Here is a 15065-nt window from a genome sequence, read left to right as displayed (position 1 = left end):
CCGCCGGCGCGCCTCGAGCGGCGACAAGACCGCCCCACGCAATAGGAGAAAGAGCAATGAACACACGCAATCAACGCTGGCTGGGCGTGGCCACGCTGTTCCTGGTGGTCGCCATTTCCTACGTCGACCGGATCAATATCGCGGTGCTGATCACCCAGAACGACTTTCTGCGCCACCTGGGCATCACCGTGCACGATCGCGGCGCGCAAGGGCTGCTGGCCACCGCCTTCATGGCCGGTTACGGCCTGTCCGCCATCCTGTTCACCCCATTTTGCGCCGCTTTGTTCGGCGTGCGCCGCAGCCTGATCTACGGGCTGTGCCTTTGGGGGCTGATCACCTTTGTTTCGCCCTGGTTCAACAGCTACGGCATGTTGCTGACGTCGCGCGCGCTGCTCGGCTTCGCCGAAGGGCCGCTGTTCGCGCTGGGCTCCTCCTATATCAAGGCCCACTTCGACAGCGGGGAAAGCGGCAAGCCCAACGCCCTGTTCAATATGGGCACCGGCCTCGGGCTGGCCGTCGGCTATCCGCTGATCGGCTACACCGTGGCGCTGCTGGACTGGGAATCGTCCTTCCACCTGCTGGGTCTGCTCAATGTGCTGCTGGGCGTGCCGCTGGTGCTGGCCTTCGTGCGCATGCCCGCCTCTTACGCCGCCTTGCCGCGGCCGGAGTCCCCGCGCGCCGCGCTCGCCACCGTGGCCGATCTGTTCCGGGGGGCCTTCCACACCCGCCACATCCTGACCATGACCGCGCTCACCGCCGCCTTCCTCGCCTATTTATGGGGCAGCAGCAACTGGCTGCCGGCGTATCTGCAACAAGCACGCGGCTTTTCGCTGCGGGAAATGGGCTGGCTGGCATCGCTGCCGCAATACGCGGTGGTGCTGGGCGTGCTGCTGGGCGGCCTGCTGCTGGACCTGATTCCGCGCCGCCGCGTGCCGCTGATCTTCATCCTGGCCAGCCTGGGCGTGGCGCTGGCGGTGCTGCTGGCGATCAACAGCGCGGACCGTTACACGGCCGCTTACTGCCTCACCGCCGCCGGCCTGTGCTGGGGGCTGCAAAGCCCGGCCATCCCCAGCACCATTCAGCACTATGCTCAGCCGGAGCACGTGGCCTGCGCCTTTGGCATCACCAACGGCGTCGGCGGCCTAAGCGCCGGCTTCATGCCCGTGCTCATGGGCTGGTTGATCAGCCTCAGCGGCGACAGCGGCGGCGGTTTCACCATGGGCTTCGCCAGCCTGATAGGCACCCAGGTGGTGGTGATCGCCTGTGGCCTGGCCTTGCTGCGAGGGGACGCCGTCACGACGGCTCAAACACAAGCCAGGCCGGCGGCTTGAGGGCTGGCGGCGTCAAGACGGGGGAGTCGTGCCGCTCGCGGCGCTTGGAAACAGACTCTCAGACGCCGGCTTGCCGCCGCGCAAAATCCAGCCACAACTCCGCCACCCGGCGCGGCTGTTCCATCATCGGCAGATGGCCCACCCGCTCCAGCACCCGCTTCTCGCTGCCGGCGATGGCGGCGGCGAAGCAATCCGCGTCCTCCACGTGCAGGATGCGGTCCTCTCGGCCCCAGACGATCAAGGTCGGCGTCTGAATGCTTGCCAGCAAGGGCCGCTGGTCCACGCTGTCCAACAGATCGTCGAAAATCTTGCGCTCCACCTCGACGCGTTCCGCCTTGCGCGCCGCCGTCACCTCGATGGCGAAGCCGGGCACCGGCGGCGGCTGGTACATCGCCCAGTCCAGCATCGCCCGCACCCCGTCCGCGCTAGTCATGCCCAGCAGCGGGTTCTCGCCGCTGCGCCGCCACCACTCCGCCATTTCACTGGCGCTGTCGCCGGCGCCGGCGGCATTCAACAAGGTCAGGCTGGCCACCTGCCGCGGATAGCGCGCGGTGAAGTTGGCGGCGATGGCGCCGCCCATGGAATTGCCGATCAAGTGGACATGCTCCACGCCCCAGACATCCAGAAAGGCGCGCAGCCGATCCGCCTGCGCCTCCACCCGGTAGCTGATGTCCAGACCGGACATGCTATCGCCGTGGCCGGGCAAATCCGGCGCGATCAGGCGGAACATCTTGGGCAGGCGACGCGCCAGCATCGCCCAATGATCCTTTTCCGCGCCAAAGCCATGCAACAACACCAGCACCGGCGCGCCGGCCGGCGCCGCGCGCTCCAACCAGCTCAACTCACCCTGCTCCAGCCTGCGCCGCCGCGGCTTTAGCCCGGCCCAGCGCCGCTGCTGGCGCACGCCCCAGTCAAACAACCATTGCTTGCCATTCCAGATCCAGCGTCGCCACATTGCAGCCTCCTTGGAAAACCATTGATGGTGAATAGTGCTTAGAACGTGTTTACGATCTCGCGAGCTAGCGCGAGACAAGGCGAAAACGGCTGAGAAAGCGGAATGTACACGTGGTACATGAGCATTTCGAAGTTGCACTCACCGAGCCACGTTTCACAGCGCGCAGCAGATCGTAAACAGGTTCTCAGCCGCGCTCCAGCACCTCTGCCACCCTCTGCCGCAAAGCCGGCAGCAGTTCGGCCTCGAACCAGGGATGGCGGCGCAGCCACAGTTGATTACGCGGGCTGGGGTGCGGCAAGGGCAGCAAGGCCGGCCAGTGCTCGCGCCAGCGCTCCACCGCCTCGGTCAGCCGCGGATAACGGCCCGGCAAGTGATAACGCTGCGCGTACTGGCCCAGCAAAATCGTCAATTGCAGATGAGGCAGGCCGGCCAGCAAGGGCTGGCGCCAGGCAGCCGCGCATTGCGGCGGCGGCGGCAGATCGCCGGACTTCCCGGTGCCGGGGTAACAGAAAGCCATCGGCAGGATGGCGATGCGGGTCTCATCGTAAAACACCGTCTTGTCCACGCCCAGCCAGTCGCGCAAGCGCTCGCCGCTGGGATCGTCGAACGGCAGGCCGGACGCGTGCACGCGCCGCCCCGGCGCCTGGCCGGCAATCAGGATGCGCGCGTCCGGATGCCATTGCAGCACCGGGCGCGGGCCATGCGGCAGGCTGTCCGCGCACAGCCGACAGGCGCGCACTTCTTGCAGCAGGCCGTCGGCGTCCACGTCCGCGGCCGTTTACAGCACCACGCCGGCCGGCGGCTGGTCGTGAGTCTGGCCGACGGACTGGTGCGGCAGTTCCAGATAGCTGCGCGACTGCATCTCGGTCAGCCGGCTGGCGGTGCGGAAGAATTCGCCGGCCTGCACCCCTTCGGTGTACAGCTGTTCCGGCTCGGCGGCGGCGGAGGCCACCAGCTTGACGCGGTTGTCGTAGAACACGTCCACCAGCCAGGTGAAGCGGCGGGCGATGGACGCCTCGCGCGCGGTGATCCTGGGGATGCCGCTGACGAAGACGGTATGGTATTCGGTGGCGATTTCCAGATAATCGGTCTGCGCGCGCGGGCCGTCGCACAGGGCCAGGAAATCAAACCAGATCACCCCGGCGGCCAGGCGCTTGACCGGAATCTCGCGGCCCAGCACCTCAATGGAGCGTTTTTTCTGCTCCACGCCGTGGCTCAGGCGCTGGAACAGCTGCTCCATCTTCTCCTCGTTGGCCGCGTCAGCGGGCACCATGAACAGCGGTTCGCGCGTCAGCTCGCGCAGCCGGTAGTCGTTGCCGCCGTCCACGTTCAGCACTTTCAGCTCGCGCTTGATCAACTCGATGGTGGGCAGGAAGTTCTGCCGTTGCAGGCCATTGGGATAGAGACTATCCGGCGCGTAATTGGAAGTGGTGACCAACACCACGCCGCGCTCGAACAAGGCCGACAGCAGTCGGCCCAGCATCATCGCGTCGGCGATGTCGCTGACGTGGAATTCATCGAAGCACAGCAGGCGAGTGTCGCGCGCGATCTTGTCGGCATAGGCCAGCAGCGGGTCCTTGCTGCCCGCCAGCGCGCGCAGCTCGCGGTGCACCTCGGCCATGAAATTGTGGAAATGAATGCGGCGCTTGCGGCGGTAAGGCACGCAGGCGTAGAAGGCGTCCATCAGAAAGCTCTTGCCGCGCCCCACCCCGCCCCAAAAATACAGGCCCTTGGGCACGTCCGGGCTGCGCAGGCTGCGCCCGAGGAAGCGGTTGCGCTTGTTCTTGAACTCCACCAGCTGGTGCCACAGCAGGTCCAGCTCCTCGATCGCCGCGGCCTGGGCCGCGTCGTGAATGAAACCGGGTTTTTCGCTGGCGGCCTGATACCAGGCCTTGGGGCTGAGATGGGCGTTCCCATCCGGGGAGAAAGTGTGCTGAGACATGGGCGGCGGAGTGTGCAAGCGCAATAAACGTACGGCCTGACATCATACCCCGTTTGGACCTGTGGGCAAAAAACCCAAACTATGACCCGCGCCAAATAAAAACCAGCCCCAGCATCGGCACGGTATACACCATGCGACTCCGCATCGTTTTCCCGATCAGCCCCAGTTCACCGTTATGCTTTGCGCCATCCAGGGCAAACTCAGTTGCTTAATCGGCCATGGAAAATCACGCAATAAAATATCATAGGCCTCGGCCTCAATATCCAGTTGCCAATGCCCATCCCGCGCCATCAACACGCCGGGACGCTGCAAAAACCAGTGGCGGATATCCTGCACGCCGCAACGCCGCCAGCTGGGCACCATCGCCAAGGCCTCATGCAGCAGCTCATCCAGGCTGCTCAGCCAGTCGTCCTCCGGCCGTGCCCATGGACCCAAGGGCTGCTCCAAAGGCCAGCCGCACAGCAATTTGGTGAAGGGTGTACGCCATTCCGCGCGGGCCGAATCACGCCACAACCAGGCGTCCAAACAGGTTATCGCCTGCGCTTGGGCCGCCGTGCTGACAAAACCATCCTGCTCCAGAAAGCCCCAGCGCCGCAGCCAGGTCGGTAATAAGGGCCATAGCAGTAGCAAGCCCGCGTTATCCACCTCCATCCGCGGTGGCAACGCCGCCAAGCATCCTGATAACGCGTCTCCCTGGGTGGTATCGCTTACCTCCTCACATCGCGACACGGCTTGTGATGTTTGCCACCATGCCGCTGACGACAAAGCGGCGGCCAGGTCAACATCTGTTGCTGTCAATCGCTCCCCCGTTGACGGTGCCAGCAAGACCTCATACACGGGCGCGGCAAATTCCGCGATGATCCGCGCCAGCGGCGTAGCTTGCAAACACAGGCGGGCCAGCAGAGCACGGCTGGACTGAAGGTCTGCCGCCAACAAGGCCCGCAGCCAGTGGTCTGAACCTGTCTTAAGCACCTGCCGCAGCGGGGGCGGAGCATAGCCGCTGTACAGATACTGCCGCCAATCCGCCAGCGACAGCGCTTCCGGCCACGCGGCGGCCCTTACCGGCTCGTCTCCGCTGCCCTCTCTGCTCGCCAAGCCAGGCGGCCACGCCTCGCTACCGCCATGGCCCTCGTCTGCTGGCTTCAGCAGCGGCGCCGCACCGGATGACGGCAGCCTCGCATCGGCAGCGCCATCAAAAGAGGGATCCGGTCGCTCGCCCTCCGGCCACCACTCCGTGCCAACGCCGCCAGACCAATACCGGGCCGGCAAGGACGCGGAGACCGGCCGCGGCCCGCCCTCAGCCTCGGCAAGCTGCTGATCCAGCTGCGTCTGCAAAGCCGCCAGCAACCTACGCGGCAGCTCGGTTTCAAACTGCGCATTCTGCAGCACGCCCAGATCCAGCCTCAGGCAAGCCAGTGGCTCGGGGAACGGCGGATAGCGTCTTAACAGCAAGCCTATTTGAGCCAATAAGCTAGGCTGCAACAGCCGACGGCCGCGGGGCAGCAGCGACTGGGCCAGCACAGCGGGTGTGCTCAGTTGCAGGCTAAAACGCTGAATGCGAGCGGGAGAGTGGGACACATGCTTCCTTTTCTTAGAACCTGTTCAAAGTCTCGCGAGCAAGAGCGAGACAAGACGAAAACGAGCGAAAAAGCGGAATGTACAAGTGGTACATGAGCATTTTGAGCTTGTTTTTAACGCCGTATCGCCGAAGCGCAGCAGACTTTGAACTGGCTCTTAGATCAAAATATCACTCGCACCACCCTGGCCCTACCCAGCAACAACGCTTATGCTGCCAGGGATGACGCTCTCCCTGATCCAGCGCATGGCCGCCGATGATAATATCGACGCCGCCTATCACTGGCTGTGCCGGCGGCGCCGGCGCTACCACCACAACGACGATGTCTGGTGGCTGCGACACGACTGGCCACGCCATAAGGCGCGTCTCCAGCAACAGTGGCGGGATGGCGCCTACCGGCTGGGGCCGCTCCAGATACGGCGCTGCGAGGATGGCGACCACCTGTGGTGGGACGCCGCCGATGCCTTGACGCTGCGGGCGCTCAGTCAAACGCTGGGGGCTGCCTGGCGGCCACGCGCTTCGCCGCATTGCACCCATCTGGCCGGCCATGGCGGCGTCGTTGGCGCGTTAAGACGGGTGCGCGCGGCGCTGAGTGAATACGAATACGTCTTCCGCACTGATGTCCGGGGTTATTACGCCAATATCGATCACACCCTATTGCTCCCCATGCTGGCCGATGCGTTTCCCGACCCCCTAGTCCTGCGCCTGCTCTATGACTATGTGAGCTGCACCCTGTGCGACGGCGGTCTGTTTCACAGCATGCGGCGCGGCATCTGCCGCGGCGGCTCCTTGTCTCCGCTGATCGGCGCCCTCTACCTGGACAGCCTGGACCAGGCGATGACCCAGCGCGATGTGTTTTACGTGCGCTATATGGACGATTGGGTGGTCCTGTGCCGCAGCCACGGCCAGCTGCGCCGCGCCGTGGCGCGGGTCAACTCGATCCTAAACGGCTTGACACTGCGCCAGCATCCGGATAAAACCTTCATCGGTCGCATCAGCCGTGGCTTCGATTTTCTCGGCTGGCAGTTTCACCCGGACGGATGCCGCCCGACCGCCAGTTCCCTGCACCGACGCGACCAGCGGATAGCCCGGCTTTATGAGCAAGGCGCGTCGGATGGGCGCGTTGGTGCCTATCTGCGGAGATGGGAGATGGGGAAAAGAACCACAACGCCCCGCACTCTCTGACCTACAAATTACGCCATTTTGCCTTGCCCCCCACACTAGCGCCCCATGCCACTTGAACCGAAAAATCAGCATCACGTTTAAAGTCGTCCCATTGACCGTCCTTCACCTCCATGTACATCGCAACTCTTTCCTTACCTTCAGGGGCCCCCCACCATATCCGCATACTACTCGCATCCTTCACCTCCACATTCTTAACACGCCTTCCCACAAACTGTACCCACCTGCCCCCAGTAAACCACCTTCCTGCATACAGATACGCGCCCGAGATCTCGCCGACTTCTGTAGCACCTATAGCTAACCCGTAAAGTCTGACCGCGTCGATACCGAGTCCATCTTTACCGACCGTAACTCCGCTCCCCTTCTGTACATGCAACGCGAGGCCATCGCTTTTCAACTCCAAACCCGGATTCGTCCCTGACACGGCGACCTTCAAGGCGTTGGAGGCCACGTCCAAGCCATTACCCTTCGAGGTGTTGATCCCCACTCCACTGCCATCCACCTTGATGCCCAAAGCCACGTTCGGCTTCAACGCCAACTGGTCTTCCTCAATGACGATGCCTTTCGCAGTATTCACCTTCACCGCAATGCCTTCTGCTCTTAGTGAGATGGCGGAACCATTGGGAGTCTTGACCGCCAGGCCAGTCTCGGTCCGCGTCAAACCCGACGTCCCCGACAAGGCTACCTTCAAGGCCTTGTCATTGCTATCGACCTCCGTGCCGTGCTTCTTATCTGTCTTGATTCCCACCCCATTGCCATCCACAGTGATACCCAAAGCCGCGTTCGGCTTCACCTCCACGCCCCCCGCCGCCACGGTGATGCCATTGCCGGCCTTGACCTTCAGCTTCCCCTGGTCCAACGCCAAGCCCTCACCCGGAGTACCCGTGTCACTCCCTACCGCGAGATAGCCGGCATCGGCCATGTCGATCAGCTGGGCAAAATCGCTCTCCAAGGGGATGGACTGGGCTTGGAACCGTGTTTTGAGGTCCGCCGCCGCGGGGCTCTTAAGGGCGACGACGGAGGCTGGATTATTCTGTTTGGATTTGCTCATTTAATTTTCCTTTGTCAACGAGGCGGTCCGGCTCCGGGCCGCCCGATATGAGGTGGGCGCTGTCCACACAGCGAACGGGAATAGTGTGGCATTCGCAAGGCCGCGTGCCACGTCATGCTCAGAATTCAGAGCGTGGCAGTGCCTGCTGCGCCGGAGGCACATAGAGCAGGCTGTTTTCCATGATGGGGCCAGTATTCCATTCTGTTTCATTTTCCCCCACCACGGCGCTGCGTTGCGCGGCGGTGGCGATGCGCATCGCGTTAATGCCTTGCAGACCGGACGGCAGCATGCCCAACGCCAGTTGCCACAGCAAATCAAACGCTTGCCGGCCCATATTGGCACCGCCGGCGGCCCAAGCCGCATAGCTGTAGCCAAGGCCGCCAAAGTAGCCGGCTTCCAACCAGTGCAGTTCGGCGCGCACATGGCAGGGCAGTTCATCCTGCACAATGCGGCGCACCCAGGCCTCGGTGACGGAGGGGTTCACCACCTGGCTCTGCTCCCCCAGGAGCAAGGCTTCATTGAACACCGCGCTGACGGTAAAGGAGAAACGGTCTGCCAGATCCGTGCGCGACACACACCAGCGATAAGCAGTCTGGTGCGCTTCCTGCGGCAGCTCCGGCCCCTGGTCAAGCACCTCAATCAGCGCTTGGCGGCGCAAGGCGTCGATTTCCACCACGCGGGCAGCCACGTCCTCATTCGCTTGCTTGGCGGCGGGCTTCGCCTTATCCGGGCCGTTGTGGCGATAGAGGATAATCTCGTCGCCTGGGGCCAGCTGGGCTGGGAAATTGTCCACGGTCACGATGCGCTGGCCCTCCTCCGGCACCAATAAGGGCGAGCGTTTCGGATCGTCCGCAGCCAGGTATTGCAAGGGGAAACTGATGTCCTGCAGCCATAGCGAGCTATTGCGCCATTGCACTTTGGCCCAATTATCTGAATCGATGAGTTCGTCCAGGTAGGAGCGCAATTGCGCGTTGAGCTCCAGGGTGATGCGCTTGGCCGCGGTGTCCACCGCCGTCACCACGCAGGCGGACAACAGCACCGGCTTCACTGCCGTGGCGGTGTATTGCAGTTCCAGTAATTGGCCGGGCTGCAAATCGCTCAGCTTAACGTCAACGGTCAGCTGCAAGCTTTTTGGTGTCCCCTCCCCCGCCGACTCTATCCGTTTGATAGCTTGCCAACTGGTGTAAGCGGGGTTCGGTTGCTTGGGCAGGAGCGCGCGATGTTCGATCAGGTAGAACGGCAGCTTGCTCAACTCGCCATCGTTGTCGAAAACGCCCTGATCCATGCCCAGGCGCGCGGCGATGCGGCGTTGCGCGGCGCTGATGACGTCGGCACGGTATTGGCCGGCTTGATAGTGCAGTTGGCTGTTCTGGCTCAGATAGGCGCGCTGCGAGGCCAGGTAATCTGGCGCGTTCAAGAGCGTGCGATCCGCGCGTTGCTGTCCAAACAGACTTAACTGGTGATTGAGCAAGGCCAGTTCCTGCGCCTCCTTATCGTTTTGGCTTGCGGTTTCCTGTTGCAAGCGGTCTCGATACTCGTCATGCACGCTATCGGCCACGCTGTCCGCGGCAAAAGGCCATTGGCCGCCCCACACGGGGTAAGGACTCTGATCCGCCTCGCGTTGGAACGACAGCAGGCTGGGCAGCAGCGCCAGTTGCTCGCACGCATTGGCCAGCCCTTGTTCAAAAGGCAATAGGTATTGGTGCAAGTGTTTAACCTTGCCATCATCCGTCTCGGCTTGCAGTTGGTAGCATGGCGGGATCTTGTCGCTGGCCGGATAGTAGCGCGCCGGGTGGCGGTGGCGGCCATAAGGCAGGGTAACTGGCGCCTCCAACTGCACGGCGGAGACGGGCAATGCCGCCTGAATCGCTGCTTTCGTCACCTTGATCTGCTGGCCGCGCTTCATCAGCTTGACCCGCTGGCCATCCGCCAGGCTTTGCAGCGGGTCCTTGCCCCACAGCAGTGCGTATTGTTTGGGCTTAAGCGCCAGCCCCCATCCAGCCTTGTTGAACCCCAGCGTTTGCAGGCTTTTGACTCCGGTCATGGTCTGCAGTGTTGTCACCAGCGGATTCAAGCGAATCTCAAGCCCCTCATCATAGGCCGCCAGCGGTGGCAAAACGCTGATCCAGCCATGCCGCAGTTCAGGGCCCTGATAGATGGCCTGGTTGTCCAGGCCCCGCGCCCGCAGCTGCGCGGCCGAGGCCCGCTCGCTTTGCGGGCTGATATGGTGTTCCACGGCCAGGTACAGCTGAGCCAGCAAGGCGGCGTAGTCCTGAAAATCGTCCTCCAGCTCCAGCGTGATGTCGACGTCCACATCTTGCGCGGTCAACCAGTCTATCGCCCGCACGCTTTCGCAAAGGTTGCGGTGATTGTGCAAAAACGTCAGCAAGACGGGCTCCGCCATGGCTTGGGTGATATCGCGGTTCAGCTCTACTTGCAGCCGGTAAGCGCCTTGCACCGCCAGCTCTTGCGCTTGCCCATCCACGGCGGTGAAATGGTATTCGCGCTGCTTGGCGTCGAAGTAGTAGCGGTATTGCTCAGCCGGGGCTTCGCGCAGCAGGCGCGCATTGCGGAACAGCAGCTGGGGGCTCTCGGCATCGCCAGCGCTCAAATCCAGCAGCGCGCGGCGGTAGTCGTCCTCGGTGATGGGTGATACGGTCAGCGCCTGGTGTGGGCCAAAGCTTGCAGGGAATAGGCCATCCTGGCTCCGCTGCTCCAGCTCGGGGGTCAGCAAGTCCACCAGCGGCAGCGTGTGGCGGTAGCCCAGGTCGGACACGCTATAAGTCAGCGCTTGCAGCAGGGTGACGCCGGGGTCGTGCTCGGCGGTGTCGGTCCAGATTTTGCCGGACTGCGTGGCCAAGGTCTCCTGCGCCTGAGACCACAGGGCATCGAAGTGGATTGATTGAAAGTCGGTAGCGGTAGCTTGTGTTTTGGTCGTTGTCATGTGGGAACCAATTTGTTAGTCCGTGATACACAAAAAAATCATTTGCCACAATATATATAATGAGGCCGTGCAGTTAATCATGAGCCATGCTGTATGACAGCCCCTACCGAGCCGAGACTCAATAGGAGCAATCATTACAATTTTAATAAACGGCAATCTCTTTTCCCGTATTAATCAGCACGACCTTCCCTGCGCCATCCAGAGCCGCTGCGCCTGCTTGGCTTCTTTCTGCAGCCATTTCAATAGCAGCCACAAACTTTGCATCATCCACATGCCAAATCTCGAAACCATTCCAGGAGTTATCATTATCGTATGTCACGGCAAAATAACCATTATCCGCGATAGCACTCATACCGCTACCAAAGCGATTATAATCCTTGTCACACTCATGGCTTTTACACTTCACTTCTGTCCAATCTGATTTTTTGTTATAAATATAAACTACCCCTTTCGATGTACCTTCATGGCCACGAATCACGACACCCTTCCCACTAAAATCCATTGGAATGGAACCAGGATAATAGCCATGATTCATTGCAAACCAATCCTCTTCGTTGTCTTTTTCCCAGTCATTACCTGACATTCTATACACAGTACATGGTTGATCCATTTTGGCCACTACCGCCAAAACAGAGCCATCCCCACTGATACGAACCATTGGATTACTGGCATCATTACTTTCTAAATCAACACCTTGAAAATCACTCCACCCGCCGCCATTAAAATCGCTAAAATACACCCCCCACTTTTCATCCGCACCTTGAGCGGAAGCGGCCACTCTTTTGCCATCCCGGCTCATGGAAAGAGAGCTTCCCTGCGTACTTCCCACGCCGTCCCATTCATGAGTTTTTACATAGACCTCTCCATCACCCACATCAAAAATATATACTCTTCCACCTTGTGACGCACCAGCAGCCGAAACAGCCAGCCGTCGACCATCCCCACTCAAGCAGACACTCTCGCCAAAACGACCTTGAGGCTCCATACCAACCAATTTCTGCCCTTGCTTCCAGCCATCGTTTTCACGTTTAAATAGATACACCGCGCCTAAATTATTTTTCAGGGCTGGCGCAGATACAGCAGCCACACATCCATCCGAACTAAGAGCAAGGGCCTGTCCATAACTTGCATCTATTGCCATATCGCTTGGCGTTAAAATAGCGCGCATACCACGAAGATGGCGTTGAGATAGTGGTATGGGGGCCTCAATATTGTTGTTCTCCACACCCAGTTTAAAAACGGTTCCCTCCGGGTATTGCCAGGCAGTATCCAAGGGCAGCGTATACTCATGACCGGTCAGGTCCGATGCCAAACAGCTGTCCCCGGCATACAGCGCATAACGCTCGGCATCCATGTTTTTATTCCAGCTAAACCGCAGCCGCTTTTCGCCCACCGGTGTCAGGCTGAAGCCGGAGATCCCGCCCGTCTCGGGCATGCCCGGCAGCAATACCTCGCCCGGCAGGGCTTGCACGCTTTGCTGCCCGCCATCCAAGGTCAACGCGGTGACGGTCTTGACGTAAGGCTGTGCCTGTATGGTGTGCAGCAGTTGGTAGTAATCCAGCTGATTGCCTACCTGGATGGACTCCCCCTGCTGCCAAGCCCATGGGATGTATTGCCGCGACAAGGCCTCGCTCAGTTGGCGATAGCCATAGTCGTCGCTGACCGCCGCGACAAACTCCACCTGATAGGAGACATCCACGATGCGATATTGCGGGTTTTTCACGGAGATCTCCGCCCACGGCGAAGTGCGCTGCCGCATCGCGGCGCTCATCCGCGCCAGGCGGGCCGGGTTGAAAGCCGGCCGTCTCGCATCGTCGTTATCACGCAGGCCGGCCGCCGGGATCGCAATCAGCGCTTGCTCGCCGGGCGTGCCGGCGTCTTCGGGAAGAATGACAGCGCCCACTTCCGGAAACTGTTCCCTCAACAGCGCGTGCAAGTCGTTCCGGCGCAGCGCGCGGCCGCGGTGTTGCAGTTGGCTCGCCACGCGGCGGTTGAAATCATCCGGCGTTTCCGGCGGCAGCCCCCCCTGCGATGGCCAAGCCTGCGTCATGCCAGCCAGGCCGGCAAGGGACTCGACGGTTTGCGTCACGCTGCCGGCGGGCAGGGCTTGGGCAAAGTGGTCCACCGCCACGGTATCCACCTCGGCCAGCGTGGCGGTCATGGCATTCGCCAGCAAGCCTTGCAGTTGTGGATAATCCGACTCGGCGCCACCGGAAGGAGCGCAGGGCGTCATCACCGCACGCAGCCAGTGGCTACCGGCCGGCATCTGTGCCGCCTGATCGCTGGCATCGGCCGGCAGCGTGGCCGACCACAGGCCGGATTCGAACAGGCCGCCGGTCTTGTCCAATACGCTGGCATTGAGCGGGGCCCAGCGGTTGTCGATGTTCAGGTATTGCCAGTCCATGCTGAGCGGCTGCGGGCTTTGCAACTTCCAGTACAGCGATAGTTGCTGGCCGGCTTGCATCGCCTCCAGGCCCAGATACAGTTGTGGCTGTGCCGGCGCGCCCACGGTGTCGCCCGCGGCCTGGTGGCCGAAGGGGGTGAGCCGGTATTGCGCGCTGCTTGCAATGTCTTGAGCGCTGGCATAAGCAATCGCCAAGCCAGCCCACTGCGGGGTGTAGGGCGGGTTCAACTTGGTTTCGCCCGCGCTGACTTGTTGCCAATACTCCTGGTGCAGAAAGGTTTGCGGCTCCAGAACCAGGCGCAACTGGCTGTTCCAACGGGTGGGGTCGGCGCTGTCAACGATGGCGCCCGTCAGCGGGGGGAAGCAGAAGCTCAGAGGCATGCCCTTAGGTGCGCCGTTACCGGCCTCGAACAACGCAAGGCTCTCACTCCCCTTTAGTGTCTCCCACCCATTGGCGGTAAGTTGCTGCGGTGTGACCGTGAAAGCCTCATTGTTCGCTGGCTGCCCGGTGTAGCCTTGATACCAGCCTTTGAAATCCTTCTCGGGCAGCTGTTGCCACTCCGGCGTCAGCGTCACGGTGATGGCTTGCGACTTGCGACACCAATCCGGCGCCATCAGCCGCACGCAGGCACCCTGCAGCGGCTCGGCGCCAAATGGCAGGCAGGGTTGGTCTGGCTGGGCGACGCCGTCCTGAGTGCTAAAGACGATGTCACTAGGCTGGGTGGTGCTGGCCTCGATTTTGGTGACCGCCGGCACCTCCTTGCCATCCGCGCGGCTGAGTTTGAGCAGCGGCACCGGGTCGTTAAAACCGTCCAGCCCTTGTGGCGGAACGATGGCGGCCTGGTCGGCAGCCAGGGTAAAGACAGCGCTGTTGTCATCCGCGACCAGCGTCACGGTGGGCAGGTTCAGCCAGCCCTTATCCGTGCTGACCGCCGCCCGCAACTCGCCCGCGCCAACCTTCTCAGCGAAGGTGACGCTGAAGGTACGCTGGCCGCTGGATAGCGCCAGAATCTCCGCCGCGACGACCCGGCCGGTGGCCGCGACCTGTTCCTGGTCTTGAGCGGCAAACAGGCGCACACCGCCCTCAGGAAATGGCAAGGCATCACTTTGGATGGTATGGCGCAGCACGCCTTCTTTCGCGGGGCGCGCCCAATGCAGTCCGCTCAGCCGGCCGGCATTGGCCTGTAATGGTGCGTCCAGTAGGTAACGCAATGCCTGGCCCTGGCTATCTTGACCGCCGTCCAGCGCGGTGCCGGCGGGCAGCAGGGTTTCCACCACACCGGACGAGAGTTCGAAGGAGACCGCAACTTGGTCGGGCTGTGCCGTGTGCGGAGTGAGGCCCAGTAGCTCGCGGTAGTAGAGCTGGCGGTGTCGGTCAGGCAAGTCATTGAGCAATGCCTTAGGGGTTTCCAATTGCCGTAGAAAGGCCAACAAAAAACCTTGCTGCGGAGGCAGCTCGCCATCGGCCAGTTCGGGTGAGCGATAGCGCGCCGCAAGAATGGCAATATCGTCGTCGCCATGGGGGAAGAAGACCTTGTCCCAATAGTTGTCAGCGTCAAACGGGATCAACGCGACATAGGCTTTGAAATTGCGCAGCGTTTCTTCAATGCTGCGCGGGTCCAGCGCAAAGGCCGCACCATCGAATATCTGGTTCAGGTTCAACATAATGAGTGAGCTTTC

9 protein-coding genes are annotated in these 15065 nt (G+C 61.7%); 2 read left to right on the top strand and 7 right to left on the bottom strand.

The genetic code is table 11. The features are described from left to right. The first annotated feature begins 56 nt into the window (after positions 1–56). Complete coding sequence (locus B0T39_RS15360; RefSeq protein ID WP_081548096.1) at positions 57–1331, top strand: MFS transporter; 1275 nt, start codon at positions 57–59, stop codon at positions 1329–1331. A gap of 58 nt (positions 1332–1389) precedes the next feature. Here the strand turns inward: B0T39_RS15360 and B0T39_RS15355 are convergent, their stop codons facing one another. From B0T39_RS15355 to B0T39_RS15340, 4 genes are all read right to left on the bottom strand, one after another. Then, a complete protein-coding gene (locus tag B0T39_RS15355; RefSeq protein WP_081548095.1) occupies positions 1390–2286 on the bottom strand; it encodes an alpha/beta fold hydrolase in 897 nt (298 codons plus the stop codon). A 184-nt stretch (positions 2287–2470) separates the two neighbouring features. Further along, positions 2471–3052, bottom strand: coding sequence for a uracil-DNA glycosylase family protein (locus B0T39_RS15350; RefSeq protein ID WP_081548094.1), 582 nt, complete (start codon positions 3050–3052; stop codon positions 2471–2473). 12 nt (positions 3053–3064) lie between these two features. Then, positions 3065–4228 (bottom strand): cell division protein ZapE, encoded by a 1164-nt coding sequence (zapE, locus tag B0T39_RS15345; protein ID WP_081548093.1) that lies wholly within the window; start codon positions 4226–4228, stop codon positions 3065–3067. 156 nt (positions 4229–4384) lie between these two features. Then, positions 4385–5617 carry a contractile injection system tape measure protein gene (locus tag B0T39_RS15340; protein WP_141111252.1) on the bottom strand — a complete coding sequence of 411 codons (1233 nt, stop codon included), beginning with the start codon at positions 5615–5617 and terminating at the stop codon, positions 4385–4387. A gap of 409 nt (positions 5618–6026) precedes the next feature. On the opposite strand from B0T39_RS15340, the gene B0T39_RS15335 reads away from it, so the two are divergent. Then, positions 6027–6989, top strand: a complete 963-nt coding sequence (locus B0T39_RS15335) for a reverse transcriptase/maturase family protein (RefSeq protein WP_176219568.1) — start codon at positions 6027–6029, stop codon at positions 6987–6989. Position 6990: 1 nt separating this feature from the next. On the opposite strand, the gene B0T39_RS15330 is transcribed toward B0T39_RS15335, so the two are convergent. From B0T39_RS15330 to B0T39_RS15320, 3 genes are all read right to left on the bottom strand, one after another. After that, complete coding sequence (locus tag B0T39_RS15330; RefSeq protein ID WP_081548090.1) at positions 6991–8037, bottom strand: hypothetical protein; 1047 nt, start codon at positions 8035–8037, stop codon at positions 6991–6993. Between the two features lie 118 nt (positions 8038–8155). Further along, entirely contained in the window at positions 8156–10981 is a 2826-nt protein-coding gene (locus tag B0T39_RS15325; RefSeq protein WP_141111251.1) for a hypothetical protein, read from the bottom strand. A gap of 142 nt (positions 10982–11123) precedes the next feature. Then, positions 11124–15050, bottom strand: a complete 3927-nt coding sequence (locus B0T39_RS15320) for a hypothetical protein (RefSeq protein ID WP_081548088.1) — start codon at positions 15048–15050, stop codon at positions 11124–11126. Between the last annotated feature and the right edge of the window lie 15 nt (positions 15051–15065).

The sequence above is a fragment of the Chromobacterium haemolyticum genome, from assembly GCF_002081825.1.
Classification (GTDB): Bacteria; Pseudomonadota; Gammaproteobacteria; order Burkholderiales; family Chromobacteriaceae; genus Chromobacterium; species Chromobacterium fluminis.
The sequence above is the reverse complement of the archived record's forward strand: the minus strand, read 5'-3'. Positions and strand labels throughout refer to the sequence as shown.

Coding starts and splice junctions, on each gene's coding strand:
- B0T39_RS15330 (WP_081548090.1), bottom strand. CDS start 8,037: ATGAGCAAATCCAAACAGAATAATCCAGCCTCCGTCGTCGCCCTTAAG.
- zapE (WP_081548093.1), bottom strand. CDS start 4,228: ATGTCTCAGCACACTTTCTCCCCGGATGGGAACGCCCATCTCAGCCCC.
- B0T39_RS15355 (WP_081548095.1), bottom strand. CDS start 2,286: ATGTGGCGACGCTGGATCTGGAATGGCAAGCAATGGTTGTTTGACTGG.
- B0T39_RS15335 (WP_176219568.1), top strand. CDS start 6,027: ATGACGCTCTCCCTGATCCAGCGCATGGCCGCCGATGATAATATCGAC.
- B0T39_RS15320 (WP_081548088.1), bottom strand. CDS start 15,050: ATGTTGAACCTGAACCAGATATTCGATGGTGCGGCCTTTGCGCTGGAC.
- B0T39_RS15325 (WP_141111251.1), bottom strand. CDS start 10,981: ATGACAACGACCAAAACACAAGCTACCGCTACCGACTTTCAATCAATC.
- B0T39_RS15360 (WP_081548096.1), top strand. CDS start 57: ATGAACACACGCAATCAACGCTGGCTGGGCGTGGCCACGCTGTTCCTG.